14 protein-coding genes are annotated in these 18,300 nt (G+C 44.6%); 7 read left to right on the forward strand and 7 right to left on the reverse strand.

Features of this window, described 5'->3' with window-relative positions:
* Positions 1-48 precede the first annotated feature (48 nt).
* Entirely contained in the window at positions 49-1,959 is a 1,911-nt protein-coding gene (locus tag V1U08_RS18825) for an ATP-dependent DNA helicase (RefSeq protein ID WP_014231167.1), read from the reverse strand.
* A gap of 215 nt (positions 1,960-2,174) precedes the next feature.
* Between V1U08_RS18825 and purU the strand changes: the two genes are divergently transcribed.
* From purU to V1U08_RS18840, 3 genes are all read left to right on the forward strand, one after another.
* Positions 2,175-3,008, forward strand: a complete 834-nt coding sequence (gene purU / locus V1U08_RS18830; RefSeq protein WP_118117939.1) for a formyltetrahydrofolate deformylase — start codon at positions 2,175-2,177, stop codon at positions 3,006-3,008.
* A 208-nt stretch (positions 3,009-3,216) separates the two neighbouring features.
* Positions 3,217-4,839, forward strand: coding sequence for a trypsin-like serine protease (locus V1U08_RS18835; protein WP_330471239.1), 1,623 nt, complete (start codon positions 3,217-3,219; stop codon positions 4,837-4,839).
* A 4-nt stretch (positions 4,840-4,843) separates the two neighbouring features.
* Positions 4,844-5,215, forward strand: coding sequence for a hypothetical protein (locus V1U08_RS18840; protein WP_330471240.1), 372 nt, complete (start codon positions 4,844-4,846; stop codon positions 5,213-5,215).
* Between the two features lie 118 nt (positions 5,216-5,333).
* Here the strand turns inward: V1U08_RS18840 and V1U08_RS18845 are convergent, their stop codons facing one another.
* Positions 5,334-5,927 carry a VOC family protein gene (locus V1U08_RS18845; protein WP_330471241.1) on the reverse strand — a complete coding sequence of 198 codons (594 nt, stop codon included), beginning with the start codon at positions 5,925-5,927 and terminating at the stop codon, positions 5,334-5,336.
* A gap of 274 nt (positions 5,928-6,201) precedes the next feature.
* Between V1U08_RS18845 and argS the strand changes: the two genes are divergently transcribed.
* Complete coding sequence (gene argS, locus V1U08_RS18850; RefSeq protein ID WP_014231162.1) at positions 6,202-7,935, forward strand: arginine--tRNA ligase; 1,734 nt, start codon at positions 6,202-6,204, stop codon at positions 7,933-7,935.
* A 105-nt stretch (positions 7,936-8,040) separates the two neighbouring features.
* Complete coding sequence (locus V1U08_RS18855) at positions 8,041-8,469, forward strand: HIT domain-containing protein (RefSeq protein ID WP_330471242.1); 429 nt, start codon at positions 8,041-8,043, stop codon at positions 8,467-8,469.
* Between the two features lie 67 nt (positions 8,470-8,536).
* Here V1U08_RS18855 and V1U08_RS18860 read toward each other — a convergent pair whose 3' ends face one another.
* The 5 genes from V1U08_RS18860 to znuA all read right to left on the reverse strand — a co-directional run bounded on the left by V1U08_RS18860 (position 8,537) and on the right by znuA (position 16,592).
* Positions 8,537-8,767 carry a FeoC-like transcriptional regulator gene (locus V1U08_RS18860; protein ID WP_330471243.1) on the reverse strand — a complete coding sequence of 77 codons (231 nt, stop codon included), beginning with the start codon at positions 8,765-8,767 and terminating at the stop codon, positions 8,537-8,539.
* On the reverse strand, positions 8,764-11,040 hold the full coding sequence (feoB, locus tag V1U08_RS18865) for a Fe(2+) transporter permease subunit FeoB (protein WP_330471244.1): 2,277 nt from the start codon (positions 11,038-11,040) through the stop codon (positions 8,764-8,766). The genes V1U08_RS18860 and feoB overlap by 4 nt, the downstream gene beginning before the upstream one ends.
* Entirely contained in the window at positions 11,040-11,267 is a 228-nt protein-coding gene (locus tag V1U08_RS18870) for a FeoA family protein (protein WP_014231158.1), read from the reverse strand. Before V1U08_RS18870 ends, feoB begins: the two co-directional genes overlap by 1 nt.
* A gap of 873 nt (positions 11,268-12,140) precedes the next feature.
* Entirely contained in the window at positions 12,141-15,509 is a 3,369-nt protein-coding gene (locus V1U08_RS18875) for a helix-turn-helix domain-containing protein (protein WP_330471245.1), read from the reverse strand.
* Positions 15,510-15,710: 201 nt separating this feature from the next.
* Entirely contained in the window at positions 15,711-16,592 is an 882-nt protein-coding gene (znuA, locus tag V1U08_RS18880; RefSeq protein ID WP_239949853.1) for a zinc ABC transporter substrate-binding protein ZnuA, read from the reverse strand.
* A 78-nt stretch (positions 16,593-16,670) separates the two neighbouring features.
* On the opposite strand from znuA, the gene znuC reads away from it, so the two are divergent.
* Together znuC and znuB are read left to right on the forward strand one after the other, a co-directional pair.
* Positions 16,671-17,456, forward strand: a complete 786-nt coding sequence (gene znuC / locus V1U08_RS18885; protein ID WP_014231155.1) for a zinc ABC transporter ATP-binding protein ZnuC — start codon at positions 16,671-16,673, stop codon at positions 17,454-17,456.
* Positions 17,449-18,234, forward strand: a complete 786-nt coding sequence (znuB, locus tag V1U08_RS18890; RefSeq protein ID WP_020336308.1) for a zinc ABC transporter permease subunit ZnuB — start codon at positions 17,449-17,451, stop codon at positions 18,232-18,234. The genes znuC and znuB overlap by 8 nt, the downstream gene beginning before the upstream one ends.
* Positions 18,235-18,300 lie beyond the last annotated feature (66 nt).

Here is an 18,300-nt window from a genome sequence, read left to right on the forward strand (position 1 = left end):
TACAACTCTATTTGATTTGATTATGCCACAACACAGGTCTGTGGCTGATTATCCTGCTTTAAGGAAAGCTTTGATTCGTTCTAAATCTCGTGTTCTTGGAATCGGCGGTAAACTTCCCAAGAAGGTGCCACCATAATCTCGGGTCACCAGGCGATTATCACAAATGATCAATGCTCCATGATCTTTCTGATCCCGAATCAAGCGTCCTACGCCCTGCTTTAACGTAATCACCGCATCTGGAATTTGCACTTCAGCAAAAGGCTCGCCGCCACGCAGTCGACAATCTTCGATTCGGGCTTTGAGGAGCGGGTCATCAGGGGCGGTAAACGGTAATTTGTCGATGATAACACAGCTCAGTGCATCACCTCTAACATCGATCCCTTCCCAAAACGCACCCGTTGCCACCAGCAACGCATTTCCGAGCTCCATAAACTCTGCCAAGGTTTTTTGTTTACTCATTTCACCTTGCATCAGAACAGGCAAATCCAGTGTTTCACGGAACTGTTCACCCAACTCACGCATCATGCTGTGAGAGGTGCAAAGAAAGAAGCAGCGCCCCTGATTCTCTTCAATGACTGGCGCTAACATTCTCACCAGTTTATCCGCGAGCCCCGGACTGTTTGGTTCTGGTAAATAACGAGGTACACATAAGCGCGCTTGTTTTTCATAATCAAACGGCGATGGCAACGAAAACTGCTGTTTGGGCTTCAGACCTAAACGCTCGGTAAAATGTTTAAAATCTCCCGATACCGCCAAGGTTGCGGAGGTAAAGATCCAAGACCCCTGCTTAATTTCAATTTGCTCATGAAACTTATCGGCAACGGAAAGCGGAGTGATGTGCAACGCAAAATGACGGGGTGAGGTGTCATACCAATAGGAGTAACCTGTGATGTCGACGTCACATACACGGTTGATCCGACCTTTAATTAAATTGGCACGTTCAAATGCGGCATCCAGCAGTTGGCTGCGGCCTAATGCAATTTTGAGAACATCAATGGCAAGATCGAGACTGTCGGTTAGCCGAACCAGTTCACGCTTGATGGATTCCGACTGCATCGCTTCTCGCCAGTTGCCACGAAATCCAGGTTCGCCAAGCACAATTCTCATGTCCATGGCACTTTGCAGTAACTTATCCCCGACCTTCTGCAATTGACGCATGTCTTTTGCTTCGGTTCGATAAGCGATTTCAATGTCTTTAGCCAGGTCATGAATTTGACGGCTAGAGACCGTCTGCCCAAAATACTCACTGGCAATGTCGGGTAACTGATGCGCTTCGTCGAAAATAAAGACGTCCGCCTCTGGGATCAACTCACCAAACCCAGTTTCTTTAATCGCAAGGTCAGCAAGAAACAGGTGATGGTTCACCACAACCACATCGGAATCCATGGCTCGTTTGCGTGCTTTTAGTACAAAACAGTCGGTATAGCTTGGGCATTCTTTGCCCAAACAATTGTCGTTCGTCGATGTAATCGTCGGAATGATCATGCTGTCTTCCGGCAAATCTTCGCAGTCACCTAAGTCACCCGTTTTGGTTTCGGAAGACCACGATCTCACCTTAACTAATTGAGTCAACAACGTGGGATCAGACTCGTTAGTGTGGCTTTCCACCATCTGACGGCTAAGGCGATCCAGACAAAGGTAGTTGGAGCGCCCTTTCAGTAACGCTACCTGACCATAAAAGCCAAGTGCATTCACCATGAGTGGTAAATCTCGATGGTACAGCTGCTCCTGCAGGTTTTTAGAACCGGTACTGATGATGACTTTCTTGCCGCTTAACAGAGCAGGAACCAGGTAAGCAAAGGTTTTGCCTGTTCCTGTCCCGGCTTCCACTACCAGTTGACTCTGATCTTTGATCGCACTACTGACGGCTTCTGCCATATCAATTTGGGGCTGGCGAGCCTGAAAGCCCGGTATAGCTTTACCTAAAGCGCCCTCAGAGGAGAATGTTTTTGCGATCATATCTGGGTCTGATTAGAAAAATTGCCGAGATTATAACAGACGATTGGCGCAGACATCAGCCTACAATATGACCTGCTTATTACTCATCGTAGATATTTTGTTGAAACCAGTCCCAGAATAGATTATTTATGGTGGAACATTGCGGTACGGTTGGTTCCTGTCAGCCAACGCACTTTTCGTACGCTTCATTTTTATTGCATGGAAGTCCCTAGTTTATGGAAAAGAAAACCCTGTTAACCCATTGTTCAGACGCTCCGGGTTTAATCTCAAAAATCACTAACATTTGTTACAAGCATCAACTAAATATCATTCACAATAACGAGTTTGTTGATAACACCAGCGGGCACTTTTTCATGCGAACGGAGTTGGAAGGTTACTTCAACGATCAAACTCTTCTCGCCGATTTGGATCAAGCGTTACCAACCGGAGCAAAACGCACACTGGTTAGTTCTCGCCGCAAGCGCATTGTTATCTTGGTAACGAAAGAAGCGCACTGTCTGGGCGATATCCTGATGAAAAATTACGATGGTGGCTTGGATGTTGAAATCGCGGCGGTCATTGGTAACTACGACAAACTGCAAACGCTGACTGAGCGATTTGATATTCCTTATCACTATGTGACGCATGAGGATCTCAGCCGCGAAGAGCACGAACAAAAAATGCTCGAAGTCATCGGCCAATACGATGCGGACTACATCGTTCTAGCGAAGTACATGCGCGTATTAACTCCATCATTTGTTGAGAAATACCACCACAAAATCATCAACATTCACCACAGTTTCTTGCCAGCGTTTATTGGTGCGAAGCCTTACCAACAAGCCTATGACCGTGGGGTTAAGATCATCGGTGCTACAGCGCACTTTGTGACCAATGATTTGGACGAAGGTCCGATCATTAAGCAGGACGTAATTCCTGTCGACCACAACTTTAGTGCACAGGACATGGCGCAAGCAGGTCGTGATGTCGAGAAGAACGTCTTAAGTAAAGCGCTTAATAAAGTGTTGAATGACCATGTCTTTGTCTACGGCAATAAGACCGTGATTCTGTAATAACCTCTTCCGTCACATACCAGAACGACAAATAAACCCGCCTCTTTGGCGGGTTTTGTCTTTTCAGCACTATCCTGAGCTTTTAACGTTATAACTAAGCGATCTGCGCCGAAATTTTTCCATTTACTTACAATCATTTACCTCACGAATAATTTGGTTTATAAATCAATCTCCTTATAATAAACCAATTTAATAACGAGGAATTAAAATGAAAAAAACGTTAGTGGCTTTTCTGATTGGGATGACTTTACCTGCAACCACAATGGCAGATACTGACACTCTTAATCCTTTTCAGAATGATGTATCCACACGAATTATTGGCGGAGAGCCAGCCAATACAACAGACTGGAGATTTATTGCTTCAATCGTACATAAAGACCAGCCAGCCTACCTTGGTCACTTCTGTGGTGGTAGTTTTCTTGGCGGAAAATACGTATTAACCGCAGCGCACTGTGTTGCAGACACCAATGCAGATGATATCGATATCGTGCTTGGCCTCCACGACCAAACAAATGAGTCTCAAGCGCAGCGTATCGCAGTTCAAAATATCTATACACATCACGCCTATAATAGTTATACAACGAACAACGATATCGCCCTTATCGAACTTGCACATAGTGTCGATAGCGCGACTATCGAATTAGCAACGCCTACAGTGTTAGATAGTGTGCAAGCAGGGGACAAGCTCCATGTCGCGGGCTGGGGCAATACCTCGACCACAGGTACAGTATTCCCAACCGTGCTACAACAAGTGGATCTGGAATATGTAGACCGCGCTACGTGCCAAAATCTGGAGGGAAATTATTCCAATGTATCAGATGATGGCATTTGTGCTGGGTACATCTCGGGAGGAAAAGACAGCTGTCAAGGAGATAGCGGCGGACCACTCATTGTCGATGATAACGGCATCAATAAACTGTTGGGTGTGGTTAGTTGGGGTGAAGGGTGTGCTCAACCTGAGGCCTATGGCGTTTACGCCAATGTGGCCCACTTTCAGCACAACGGCTGGATAGATAGCCATCGTAATACCATCAGCTATACCCAGTATCGCGATCTTCGTCTGGTTGAAAGAAAAGCTCAACAGGAGACCTTTACCATTCGTAATGACGAGGTAGATTCTCCACTCAACATCACCGATGTTACCCTATCTAGCGGACTAACAATTGCCGAAAACACTTGTATAGAGACCTTGAGTCCTTCTGAAAGTTGTCAAATTACGGTGGGCTACTACCCAACTTATGCAGCTTCAATAGATACGATTGAAGTTACCACCGATCACCCGAAACTACCTAAGCTTTCGACCACCTTTGAATATATGGGTGTTGATAAGGCCAGCAATTCGTTGAGCAGTGCCATTCCGCTGACAGGTGTTAATGTTTATACCAATAATTACGCTTGGACAGCCGAAAATGGTGAACTTCACTCTGCAGATATGGGCGCTGCTACTGGTGAGTCTATCTTGTACCTCACTGATCTGCCTAAAGGCAAACTGACGATGGATCTAAAAGTGTTATCCGATGGTTTTGACTATTTTGTCGTCTATATTAATGGTCAAATGTATGATTACACCAACCAGCTTCTAGATTACACCGAGGTTTCAGCCGATCTTTACAGAACGTCAAATACGGTTATGTTGGCTTACGTGAAAAACTACGCAGAGACTGGTGGTTTTGACGCACAAGCGAATATTCGTAATATCAAAATGGCGGCTAGCGCGGATAACGATGGCGATAATAGTGTTAAGAGCAAATCCAGCTCAGGTGGCAGCTTCTCTATTGGTCTGTTAATGCTGCTGGCTGCTGGCTCATTCCTTCGCCGAAAAAGAGGATAATCAGATGAAATATGCATTCAAAACAGTACTGCTTAGCTTGAGCTCTATCAGCTTGGCCGCTTGCTCAGCGAATGCAGAGATGCAAGAAGGTCTCACATCTGAGCACCAAGCAATGATGATTGAAGCTTACCGAGTGAGTGAGAATAAGGTTTCATTTATCGCTGAGTCGACCGGCTGTAGTCAAAACGATGACTTTAGCCTGAGAGTGGAGCAAAATTCTCAAACAGAGGTTCTGGTCACCATCGTCAGAGACAAAATGGATCATTGTAAACGAATGCCGTTTTCAAAGACCTTCACATTACCTTTGGGCGAAGAGTTACAAGGCAAAAAGCTATCCATCTCAAACCCAATGGGCAAGTCACTGACTAAAAAGTAATTCGCTAATTTAAAGGGAGCCTCAGCTCCCTTTTCATCTTCTACAACAGAGGAAATTACCAACGAACTTGTTGAGACGGCAGTAATAAGCCAACCTCTCAGCTCGAACGAGCTTGCTTTTATGCTTCAGACTCGACAATCGCCTTTAGTGAATGCGGATGAAGTTTGATACATACCCCTTGGTATTTAAATGCCACCGTTGGGTTGTTGAGGCGTTCCCCTTCCCCTTTCGGACTCGATAATTTCGTTTTCACGCCAATCTCTTCCAACTTTTCAAACTGCGCACCGAAATCCGGGTAAGTGTGTCTTAGATCAGCGAGAAACTCATCCGCCGTATCCGCATGAGACGGGATGACAAACTCTACATGCTCCCAACCTTCTGTTGGGTAAATTTTGCCTTCTGCCGGATACGGTAACTCCAAACACTCAATTTTCCACCCCCGGCTTTCTAGCATGTTTTCAAACTCAATCACGATGATTGGACGGCCATTGATATGCGCCTGAGAAATGACTTTACCGTACTGAGCCCATGCTTGATGGGCTTGTTGCGCCGTTTGAGTATCGTTGATACGCAACGCAATATGGTCAGCCTGAGCCAAACTCAAATCCAAGTGAAGCATTGAAGCCAGTGCTTCAATTTTTTCCACAAACGCGTCCAAGTCCTGGAGCATCAATTCGGGTGTTAAGCGTTTTTCTACTAATTCAGTCGTCATCGGTATTCTCTGAAAGGAGGATTTTGTCTTTTATAGAGTCGCAATAGTAAACCTAAAGCGCCTTATACCCAAATAGCTTCACTATGATGGGTTCAGCGAGGCAGGGCTTGTTTGGATGTACATTTCCATTCAGTCGAAAAAGTATAAATTTCCCCAAATCCTCTCTGTATGAAAAGCAATAAAGTTGTTATCATTAGCGCCATTTTTGTGAACTCCAACAGAACTCGACTCTGATTATAACGGGTTCTTAGTCCTCGAATTGAAGGAAACTCGTGTGAATATCCAAGCACTTATTAATGACAAAGTATCTCAGGCTCTAGAAGCCGCTGGCGCACCTGCAGGCAGCCCTGCAGCCGTTCGTCAATCAGCAAAGCCACAATTTGGTGACTACCAAGCAAACGGCGTAATGGGCGTTGCTAAAAAACTGGGTACTAACCCACGAGAATTTGCACAGAAAGTACTGGATGTTCTAGACCTTGACGGTATCGCGAGCAAAACAGAAATCGCTGGCCCTGGTTTTATCAACATTTTCCTAAGCGAAGAGTTCTTGGCGAAACAAGCGGATGCAGCACTAGCAGATTCACGTCTGGGTGTAGCAGAAGAAGAAGCGCAAACTATCGTCGCTGACTACTCGGCGCCAAACGTTGCAAAAGAAATGCACGTTGGTCACCTGCGTTCAACCATCATTGGTGACGCTGTTGTACGTACTCTTGAGTTCTTGGGCCATAAAGTGATTCGTGCGAACCACATCGGTGACTGGGGTACTCAGTTCGGCATGCTTATCGCTAACCTTGAGCGTGTACAACAAGAGTCTGGCGAAGTGTCTATGGAGCTGGCTGACCTTGAAGCCTTCTACCGCGAATCTAAAAAGCTTTATGATGAAGACGAAGAGTTCGCAGTAAAAGCGCGCAACTACGTAGTGAAACTACAAAGCGGCGACGAGTTCTGCGCAGAAATGTGGAAGAAACTGGTTGACGTAACTATGATCCAAAACCAACGCAACTACGACCGTCTAAACGTTTCACTAACTCGTGAAGACGTTATGGGCGAGAGCATGTACAACGACATGCTACCTAAGATTGTTGCAGACCTAAAAGAGCAAGGTCTTGCGGTTGAAGATGACGGCGCGCAAGTTGTTTTCCTAGACGAGTACAAGAACAAAGACGGTGAGCCTATGGGTGTTATCGTTCAAAAACGCGATGGCGGCTTCCTGTACACCACAACAGATATCGCATGTGCAAAATACCGTTACGAAGAACTGGGTGCGAACCGCGTACTTTACTTCATTGACTCTCGTCAGCACCAGCACCTAATGCAGGCTTGGACTATTGTTCGTAAAGCTGGCTACGTGCCTGAGTCAGTTTCTCTTGAGCACCACGCATTCGGCATGATGCTAGGTAAAGATGGTAAGCCATTCAAGACTCGTGCGGGCGGTACAGTACGTTTAGCGGACCTTCTTGATGAAGCAGAAGTTCGTGCAGCGCAGCTGATCGAATCTAAGAACCCAGAGCTAGATGCAGAAGAGAAAGAGAAGATCTCTAAAACAGTTGCGATGGCAGCAGTTAAATACTCAGACCTTTCTAAGCACCGTACGACTGACTACGTGTTTGACTGGGATAACATGCTTGCGTTCGAAGGCAATACTGCACCATACATGCAGTATGCATACACTCGTGTTGCTTCTATCTTTGCAAAAGCAGGTGTTGCCATGGATGACCTTCAAGGTGATATCCAGGTTACTGACGAGAAAGAAAAAGCGCTCATCGCAAAACTTCTACAGTTCGAAGAAGCGGTTCAATCTGTCGCTCGCGAAGGTCAACCACACATTATGTGTAGCTACCTATTTGAACTAGCAGGCCAGTTCTCTAGCTTCTACGAAGCGTGCCCTATCCTAGTTGCAGAAGACGAAGCTGTTAAACAAAGCCGTCTGAAGCTTGCTGCACTAACAGCGAAGACCATCAAGCAAGGTCTGTCTCTACTAGGTATCGAAACGCTAGAGCGCATGTAAGCGAATCTTAGCTAACGCTTAAAAACAAAGGCTGACGTGAGAGCGTCAGCCTTTTTGTTTATACTGAATTCAATCAATACAATTAAAAATGAATTGGAAAACAAAATGAGTTTTGAACTGCACCCTCAACTAGCAAAAGACACTACTGTTATTGGTCATTTTCCACTTTGCGTTGCTCTGCTACATAAAGATAATGCCGTACCTTGGGTAATTCTGGTTCCCAAGCGTGCGAACTTAAAAGAGCTGCACCACTTACCCATGCACGATCAGAGACAGTTCTTGTTAGAGTCTCAGGCGGTGAGCCAAGCTCTTGAAGCGACATTCCTTCCAGACAAGCTCAATATGGGAGCACTGGGTAACATGGTGCCTCAACTCCATATTCACCATATCGCACGTTTTAAAGATGATATTGCTTGGCCCGGGCCTGTTTGGGGCAACACCAAAGGTGAGTTCCGCAGTGACGAAGAGCAAGACGAAGTCCTTGGGCGCATTCAGAATGTATTGTCACTCAGTTCTATTTTCCAAAAAGTATAGATCTGGCGCAGACTCCAGAGACGAAAAAGCCGCCCGTTAATAAGGCGGCTTCTTTCTGTCCGACGGTTTACATCGTCACTGTCAGTGATAATCCATCTTGCCGCGTCACCGAATAACGCACGCCAGTCACATGATGTGCTTTATTGGTGTCAACCAAACGGGTAATACGACCTTTTTTAATCCACACACTCAGCATTGCGTCGGCACCATCTTCACTCATGCCAAACTGTTTTGCCAACTCTGACTGCGACACCGCGCCGTTATCTGCAATATAGTTATAAAGCTGTTTTAAGATCATGCCACTTGTACCTCGAGCGAACCTTGCTGCTTCTTACCAATGCGCTTAAAGACACGATAAGTACCAAAGAAGATCGCCACGATCACTGCCATCCATATACCGCTTGTAACTGGACTGTCCGCAAAGTGCATCATTTGATGATAGAAAGTCGCCGTTAGGTAAGCCAGCCCCATCGTCCAAACCGCAATAAAACGAGCGAAGTTATTACCAAATTCACGCACATACGCCCCCATTGCAGCAACACATGGCGTGTACAGCAGGATGAAAATTAAGTACGCAAACGCAGCATGACCAGAAACAAACTGAGATTTAATGTTGCCAAAAATAGAGGCATCAATTTCTTGCTCTTCTGCTACCGCGTATGAATCGGTTAAGTCACCAACCTCGATGCCTAATGGATCTGAGTAACTAAGACCGGCAAGGTTCTCAGGTATACTCATGACCGCTTCTTCTAAGCTACCTATTAGGTCGTATTCCGCTTCATCACCGTCAGTTGGCGTGGTATATAAGCTGTTCAGCGTACCGACTACAGCTTCTTTCGCGAAGATGCCGGTAATAATACCCACTGTCGCAGGCCAGTTATCTTTTTCAATACCAATTGGCGCAAACACGGGAGTAACAACCTGTGACGCTTTTGAAAGTACAGATTTCTCGCTATCTTCATTACCAAAGCTGCCATCAGTACCAAGTGAGTTTAGGAAGCTAAGCAGCGCCACCACAATAACAATGGTTTTACCTGCCCCGAGTACAAAACGCTTGAGCTTTTGCCAGGTTTTAATCACAACATTCTGCAGTGTCGGTAGCTCGTAGTTAGGCATTTCCATGACAAAGCTGTCACTGCTACCCGGGTAAAGGGTATTTTTAAGGAACAGGCCGGTGAAAATGGCAGCCACAATACCAAGCAGGTAAAGCGCAAATACAACGTTTTGACCTGAATCAGGGAAGAACGCTGCTGCAAACAATGCGTAAACAGGTAGGCGAGCACCACAAGACATAAACGGAACCATGGATGCTGCCAGCTTACGTTCACGTTCTTGATCAAGAGTTCGGGTAGCCATAATAGACGGGACATTACAGCCAAACCCTAAAACAAGCGGTACAAAGGCTTTACCTGGCAAGCCGATTTTCTGCATCACTTTATCCAGAACAAACGCCGCGCGAGCCATGTAACCAGAGCTTTCTAGTACTGCGAGGAATAAATATAGACAAGCAATGACTGGAATAAAGGTAGCGACCGTTTGAATACCACCACCAATACCATCTGCAAGCACAGTCACTAGCCATACAGGTAAGTGATCATCAAGTAGGTAATGGCCACCATCAACCAGTAACGCACCAACTCCGATATCAAAGAAGTCAATAAATGCGCTGCCGATATTAATCGAGAACATAAACATCAAATACATGACAGCAAAGAAAAACGGAATACCTATCCACTTATTTAAGATAAATTGGTCTAGCTTTTCTGTCACACTGCGACTAAGTTTGCCCTCACTACGGCGAATCTTCTTACACTTCTCATGCAAATGCGTATATTTGATATCCGCAACATGTAAATCAATATCCAGATCAAGCTTTGCAATCGACTCTAAAACCGTGCTTCTATCACTTTCTGAAAGACTGTTTAGAACCAGGGTGTCTTTTTCTAAGGCACGAATAGCAAGCGCACGATGAGAGACGGTTTGATCACTAAAAAGCGTTGAGACTTTTTCAATCGCCGCTTCCATTTGTTGACCATAGTTCAACGACATCTCTTTAAGCGCAACACCCTGAATGATGGATTTGTGCAATCGTTCTTTAAATTCTGCGACTTGTTTTTTGTCCGTCGCCGACAAACTGAGAACCGGGCACCCCAATGTCTTCTCTAACTCGGCCACGTTAATTACTTGACGTTCGCGCTTTAGCGCATCCATCTTGTTCAGAACGACAATCATCGGACGACCAAGCTCGCGAAGCTGCAGCGTCATGTATAGACTGCGCTCCACACTTGTGGCGTCGACAACATTGATGATCAAATCAGCTGGATGAGTCAGTACCGCACGTGAAGCAATTGATTCATCGATACTGTTGCTATCATTTCCGCTGTCTAATGAGTAAATGCCAGGAAGGTCTGTAAGCAAAAACTGGTCACCGGCATGTTTAAATTGACCCGTCTTTTTCTCGACAGTCACACCAGCCCAGTTACCGACCTGTTGCTTTGCGCCTGTTAAACCATTAAAAAGAGTCGTTTTGCCACTATTAGGATTACCTACCGTAAGTACTTGATACTGCATTACACCCTCTCCACTTCGATTTTTTGAGCAATCGTCTCTCTTACTGCAACAGACACACCACGAACTTCAACTTGTAATGGGTCACCCATTGGAGCTCGCCTAATAACTTTGACTACTGTGTTAGGCAATAGCCCCATTACCATTAGCTTTTTTCTTACGTCAGGTGAAAGACCATCTAATAAACGAATAGTCACCGAATCGCCGGGTATAATTTCTGATAGCTTCATTATGGCTCCAACATGATTATTGCTAATGATAAATATTTTCATTTAATAAATTGATGCTGCAATATTACTCCTATGTCTCCATTGATTTATTGTGTGAAATCAAAGTTACCATAATTGTTATCACCCCCCTTTAAACGTCAACTTCGTCAAGTTTGGACACGTCAATTTCGTCAAAACTATCTTTATTGGCGATTTTTATCTTTATCAAAACGATAAGAACCCAAGCTAAAACTATAATTATTTTTTATATATCAATTATTTAAATTAACCACTCAAATATTGTCGCTTTTTTCACATTAATGTGTCGTTATTTTTATAAGAAAAATAAGTAACCCCTCGTATAGTTAACTCATCGAGAGGGCGACCTCTCAAATGTATTCCAGAGGTGGCATGTCTCATGCCACTCCGGCAGCAAGCGAAGGTGTCCTTGACACCCGTGGTATAGTCCCCCCGGCTATACCACGATATTTTTTCATTGTTCCCTCCCTATTAAACCACTACTCAAACCACACATTTACTTCCCTAATCGATATAGCTTTACACTAATAGACAAAGACACACGTTAGCTTTAGACATGTCAGCAACTTAAATAATCTGGCACTAACCAAGTGAGCGTTGGAAAGCGTAATGACACAATAATGTCTCTTTCTAAGACAACACCATCCAACGACGACGGTATGATGCCAAGCCGTGAAGACGTTGAGTTGAATTACTAGATAGGGAGAAGCGCTGAGCTTAAGAAAGAAAAATGGGGACAGTTCTGAGTGGCAAAAATTAGCTTTAATTTTCGCCGGAAAAGAACCGAGAGATAAATATCGCCCACTTAACTCAGAGAGCTATCGGGAGCTAAAACGACAAGTAGCATGACGTGACTTATTGGTTCTCTTGAGTCAGTGCAAACTTAGAAGGAGGCAAGCCAAAATATAATCTGAACTTCTGGCTAAAGTAAGACGGGTCGTTGAAACCACAATTAAATGCAACTTCACTGATTTTCTCTCCGGCGAGTAGCTGCTCACAGGCGGTTTCTAAGCGTACTTCTGTTAGATAATCTTTTAACGTTCTTGACGAGGCTGATTTGAAACGCCTTTGCAAACTGCGTTCCGACATAAATAACATTTTTGCCGCAGATGCAGTACCGAACTCAGCATCGTGGTAATGCTCAGCCACAAGCTGGTAAACCTTTTGCAACCACTCATCTTCCGGGCTAACTAAGTCTTCAAGCTCTTTATCTGGCGCAAACTCTGATAAAGGCTCATCTACATGACTAAGCTCTTGAGCGACTGGCCATGTGATCGCAATTTTGTTCTGCGACTCGGAAGTAAATACCGCTAAATGCCCCCCACTCTCACTGACTAACTGTGAGATGCTGTCTATGCCCAGATCGTTAGCATTCCCATTTGAAGCCCGACTTAACGATACCTTGTTCGTCAATTGGCTACCGTAATCGATAAAATTTAACCATACGGATTCACTTCCTTCAGACAGCATTATTTTGACCGTTTGTCCGCGATATGAACGCTTAATGATATTGGCAAAAATACTGTTAAAAATGACGTCTAGGTTGAAGCTCTCCAGAGCGATTCTACTCGATTTGTTTTCATCAATAATCTCAACCAGGATACCCGCTTTCGAAAAGTCTTCTTTCCATACATCCACTACAGATTGGGTTATTTGGCTCAAATTGTAGTTTTGGCTGCCGCCACAAGATTCATCCGGAACACTTCTCAATTCATTTAATTGCCAATAGGCTTTAGCAAAATGATCTTGCGTTAACGCATCAATTGCCTGGGGATATTTAGAAGCAAGATGATCAACGCTTGATTTGATTGATTGAGCAACATGATCAACCAACAGGTTTCTCACTTGGATCTGCTTGCGAAGTTGTTGGTTGCTGGCGAGCAGTACACGGCTTTGGTGTCTGAGCTGATTGGTTTTGAGAGTAACTTGTGCGGCCAACGCCCGATTGACTTGAACCATATAGCGAGAGCGCCAATACGTGAGTAAGCCCATAATAATGAGCGTGGCCGCTAGGAAAGCAAATATCGCCAGAGAAGATAAATACCATGGTTGCTTTACCTTAAAGCGAGACTCTAATCCAATCAGACCCGCAGCAACTTGAGACTGGCTACTTACCTGAAGATGATACTCGCCAGAATTAAGGTGTTCTAAGGTAAGTTGTCCGCCTTCCAATGTTTGCCAAGGCTCACCGTCACTCAATCGATAATACAAGTTTTGGCTATCGGGCCTTGGCATGGTGCCAAAACGGAAGCTTAATGATGAGCCATAAGGTAATTCAACGCCATCAAGGTTGGCACTTCCTACCTGAATAACTTCATTTTCATGCACTACCTGGCTAACGATAAACGTGGACTCAGGGGCGTTGGAGACCCTCAGAGTTGAGGCTTTGGCTTTGACCAGACCATATTTCGAGCCAAGCACTAGCTCGCTATCCTGATCTTCATCTCCCTGTATTACAGTACATATTCCTGGCAGAAACTCATTGTTTATCAAACCGGATGAAGAAGAGAAATGCTTTACCAACTCTCCAGAAAGATGGTAGTAGCTCAGCCCGACAGACGAAGCAAGCCAGACACCTTGAGCGTCACCGATCATGCAGGCAGGTTTGGCATTAGAAACGCTCAACTCTACAACTTGCTCTGAATCACCGACATTAACCGTTTTAAATAAACCATAAGACGAAGAAAACCAAAGATTTCCGTCAGCGGCAGTGAGAATATCTAGAGATTCACCGAATTTTTCCGAGAAACGCTTGAAGCGAATTTGTTCATTGTCATATTCATAAACGCCGTGATCAGTACCAATCAATAATCGATCTTGCGTATCGTACAAGCTTGTTATTTTTGCAGGTAAGTACTGGCTAACCAACCATTCACTGCCTAGATTCCTTACCCGTTGATTGGCGATATCAACGTTATACAATTGATAGCCGCTCGCAACCCAAAGACGTGAAGCATCATCAGCGGCAAGGTGTTCAACCGCATGTCCTGCCATTACTTGTAAGTAAGGAAAAGAGACCTCTTTTAAACCATCAAGATCGAATACTTTCAACCCTTCCGAGGTTGCGAGCCAAAGCAATCCTTCTTGAAACACGAGATCATTGATTGGAGTGTGAGACTCGAGGATTATTTCGTTTCCGTGCAATCCTCTCCGGTAGAGTTTGTAATCATCTGCAAACCACAAGGCACCATCAGGTCCCGTCACTGTTTTTCGGATTCTTCCCGATAGTGTTTGTGAATCGTAACTACTGAAGGTAATCCGCTCAAACTTTTTACTGAACATGGAGTAGTAACGAATCCCCTGACCCGTTGCTATCCACATCCCCCCCATGTTGTCACTCAACAGTGAGAAAATCTTATTACTGTCGAGCTCTAACTCTAGGAAACTCGAGGATTCAACTTCCGTCACCTCCCCAGTCAAAAACGAATATAAGTACAAACCATGTTCCGTCCCAACCCAATACTCTTGGTTGGTCTCAGCAAACGTTAATACATGTGATCCGCCGACTTGGGTAACTTGCTTATTCGGCTCATTGATATTGAAAACCAACGCTCCCCGAAGCGTCCCAACCAATATTTCCCGTCGTGTAGGAGAGTAGTAGATTTTTTCAATGTAGTTCTGACCAGATTCAGCGACATGGTCAAAGGCCTTTCCTTCAGACAGATAGAAGCCCGAAGTCGTGGCAAGTGCCCATTTATTTTCTATAAAAATCGCATCATTAATATAGACGTAACTGTTGTTACTATGATGATAAAGATGGAGTAATGAATACGTTTTTAACTCACTGGTTTCTATATGGTAAGTATAAAAGTGTGCACCATCACTAACCCAGATATAGTGGTTAGAAGCGCCGATCTTTCTGATTTGGGAGCCGGGGTTAAGGCTGAACACTAAACGCCGCTCTTGATTTGGGTAGGTTTGGTAGACTTCATTCTCAACGAAAGTCCAAAACGCACCTTTATTGTAGGCAAGTTGCTTGACAGGGCTCTTCAAAAAACTGCCTGATTTAGGAAGTATATTCTGGCCATCATAGAATAAAACGCGTCCATGAACGTCGTGTATCCAAAGGCCACCTTGCTCGCCTAAATACAAATTTTCCGCCGCAACAAAAGTCCCCTTAACCTGCGTAGGCAAAGGGTAAAAAATCGCATTGGCTTTATTAAACGCAAATGCATGACATGAAATAACGGCTCCAACGAGTAATAGAGCCAGATAGCGTAGCAAGACGAAACCTTTAATATCTAAACTTATGCCGACTCGTCACATTTCATGTCTTCCTCGACATGGTTATTTCGAGTCGCTAATTATTGGATAATAATATCTCAATTGGCTGTTGATAAAAGGCTCGCCTTACCAAAGGTTGCAATTCTTACTGCTGGATCACGTAAAAAAAGAAAATTCCGACAGAGAATAACAACCCTATAACTATTTGTTGCCTAAACACTGCTCGAAGCTATCTGCCATACCTGACAGAAAAGTGAAGTAACTTCCCGGTTTAGATTCAACTGAGCTGCCTAACGGATCTAACTCACCTTTAGCCACATTACTGCCACGCATTACGCTTTCAACGACTGCTGGGGTAAATTGTGGTTCCGAGAACACACAGGCAACATCTCCAGAACTGAGCGCTTTACGTATTTCAATCAATGTTTTTGCACCTGGCTTGCGGTCTGGACTTACAGTAAAGGCACCAAGTTGATTCAGTTGATAGCGCTGTTCAAAGTAGCCGTAAGCATCATGAAATACAAAATAGCCTTTATCTTTTACTGTATCGAGCTTGCGCTTAATTTCACTATCCGTTGCGGCTAATTGCGCTTCGAAATGAGAAAGGTTTTCTCTATATTTATTCGCGTTAGTAGAGTCAATCTCGATAAGCTTTTCCGCCAATGCGTTAGCGACTTGTTTGACTGGTTCAACGCCAAGCCAAAAATGCGGGTCGTAAGAGCCATGGTTATGCCCGTCGTGATCATGATTGTGCTCATTATCAAATTCACGTAATGATAAATTAGGGATATCACTGATCGTCATTGTATTTGCTTTTCCTGCCACGACTTTTTCAAGAAAAGGCTCTAAGTCATGTCCGTACCAAATGACCAGATCAGCTGAGGCGACTTTCTTCACGTCTGAAGGACGCAGAGCGTAATCATGCGGGGAAGTATTTGACTGGAGCAATACCTCTGGCTCCGTCACGCCTTGGGTTAGCTCTGCCACCACCAATTGAATAGGTTTTATACTGGTAAGCACTGTCACCGCCTGCGCAGGTAACGTTAGCATTGCCGAAGCAATAAGAATTAAAGCTCTTTTCATAGTTTTACTTGGGATATCGAGTGGAAAGTGCAATAATGTTACATTATAACATTATTGATTTGCAAACGAGTTTCATTCATGTCCTCATTAGTCCATCTGGAACACTTATGCGTCGAATTCGATGAGCGCAAAGTTCTGGACAACATCAGCATGGAATTAACCAAGGGTAAAATAACGACCCTGATTGGCCCCAACGGCGCTGGGAAATCAACTCTAGTAAAAGTCATTTTAGGGCTCCAGAAGCCAACTAGTGGGAAATTATCTAAAAAAAAGAAATTAAAAATTGGTTACGTCCCACAAAAGTTAAAGCTCAATGACTCTTTACCATTAAATGTCACTCGCTTTTTAAATTTGGCAGGCAAATACAGCAAGCAAGAGTGTATTGATGCACTGAGGCTTGTCGGCGCTGAACACCTAATCAGCAGCAATATGCACAGTCTGTCTGGTGGTGAAAATCAGCGTGTCCTCCTCGCACGAGCTTTGCTTCAGCGTCCTGAGCTTCTTGTTCTTGATGAACCCGCTCAAGGCGTGGATATTCAGGGACAAATCGACCTGTATGATTTAATAGAGAGCATTCGTCACCGCTTTGATTGCGCTATTTTTATGGTTTCCCATGATTTGCATTTGGTGATGGCTAAAACTGATGATGTGATTTGCTTACATCACCACGTTTGCTGCTCCGGTTCTCCTGCGACAATTACCCAGGATCCATCTTACATCGCCTTATTTGGCAATGCAGGTAGAGAATCACTGGCCTTTTATCATCACGACCATCATCACCATCACGATCTGTCCGGTGATCCGGTTTCCGGTGATGCATCATCTTGCGCCAAGCATAACCACGGACACCATCACCATGATTGAGTTTCTGCTCCCTTCTATTCTTGCTGGTATTGGCATCGCAATTATCGCAGGGCCATTAGGCTCATTTGTCGTCTGGCGGAAAATGGCCTACTTTGGCGACACACTAGCCCACGCCTCTCTAATGGGTCTGGCGCTAGGTTTTTTGCTTAATGTGAACATTTACCTGGCTCTACTTGTGTGCTGTTTGGCGCTCGCCGTACTGCTGGTAACGCTACAAAAACAACAATTGGTCGCCACTGACACCTTACTCGGTATTCTGGCGCACAGCTCACTATCAGTAGGCTTAGTATCGGTTAGCTTTCTGGATAACGTGCGCGTTGACTTGATGAGTTACTTATTTGGTGATTTGCTCGCTGTTTCATTGCAGGACTTGATATTTATTTATGCGGGTGTTGTTGCCGTTAGTGCATGTTTATACATTTTCTGGCGCCCATTGCTATCGAGCACAGTCAGCGAAGAGCTTGCTGCAGTAGAAGGTGTGAATACCGATCTTGTGCGTCTGGTACTGATGTTGATGGTAGGTGTTGTGATTGCAGTGGGCATGAAGTTTGTCGGTGCGTTGATCATGACATCACTGCTTATTATCCCAGCGGCAACGGCTCGAAAACTGTCTTCCACACCAGAACAGATGGCGCTGTTTGCCTCCATTATCGGTTCGATTTCTGTATTGATGGGGTTAAGCCTGTCCTGGCACTTTGACACACCAGCTGGCCCTTCCGTTGTGATAAGCGCAACTTCGCTGTTTATGCTAAGCCAAATCATCCAACGTAAAGCATAAGAATGTTGTCTGTTTGAGTTTGATTATTGCGAAGTTTCACTCGCTTTACTTGTTTTCATTCTTAAC

Origin of the sequence: Vibrio sp. YYF0003, from assembly GCF_036350715.1 — a bacterium.
GTDB lineage: Bacteria > Pseudomonadota > Gammaproteobacteria > Enterobacterales > Vibrionaceae > Vibrio > Vibrio natriegens.

Excerpts from the sequence above, each read along its gene's own strand:
- V1U08_RS18855 (WP_330471242.1), top strand. The coding sequence starts at position 8,041 with ATGAGTTTTGAACTGCACCCTCAACTAGCAAAAGACACTACTGTTATT.
- V1U08_RS18835 (WP_330471239.1), top strand. The coding sequence starts at position 3,217 with ATGAAAAAAACGTTAGTGGCTTTTCTGATTGGGATGACTTTACCTGCA.
- purU (WP_118117939.1), top strand. The coding sequence starts at position 2,175 with ATGGAAAAGAAAACCCTGTTAACCCATTGTTCAGACGCTCCGGGTTTA.
- V1U08_RS18845 (WP_330471241.1), bottom strand. The coding sequence starts at position 5,927 with ATGACGACTGAATTAGTAGAAAAACGCTTAACACCCGAATTGATGCTC.
- V1U08_RS18825 (WP_014231167.1), bottom strand. The coding sequence starts at position 1,959 with ATGATCGCAAAAACATTCTCCTCTGAGGGCGCTTTAGGTAAAGCTATA.
- znuB (WP_020336308.1), top strand. The coding sequence starts at position 17,449 with ATGATTGAGTTTCTGCTCCCTTCTATTCTTGCTGGTATTGGCATCGCA.
- znuA (WP_239949853.1), bottom strand. The coding sequence starts at position 16,592 with ATGAAAAGAGCTTTAATTCTTATTGCTTCGGCAATGCTAACGTTACCT.
- V1U08_RS18860 (WP_330471243.1), bottom strand. The coding sequence starts at position 8,767 with ATGATCTTAAAACAGCTTTATAACTATATTGCAGATAACGGCGCGGTG.
- feoB (WP_330471244.1), bottom strand. The coding sequence starts at position 11,040 with ATGCAGTATCAAGTACTTACGGTAGGTAATCCTAATAGTGGCAAAACG.
- V1U08_RS18840 (WP_330471240.1), top strand. The coding sequence starts at position 4,844 with ATGAAATATGCATTCAAAACAGTACTGCTTAGCTTGAGCTCTATCAGC.
- znuC (WP_014231155.1), top strand. The coding sequence starts at position 16,671 with ATGTCCTCATTAGTCCATCTGGAACACTTATGCGTCGAATTCGATGAG.
- V1U08_RS18870 (WP_014231158.1), bottom strand. The coding sequence starts at position 11,267 with ATGAAGCTATCAGAAATTATACCCGGCGATTCGGTGACTATTCGTTTA.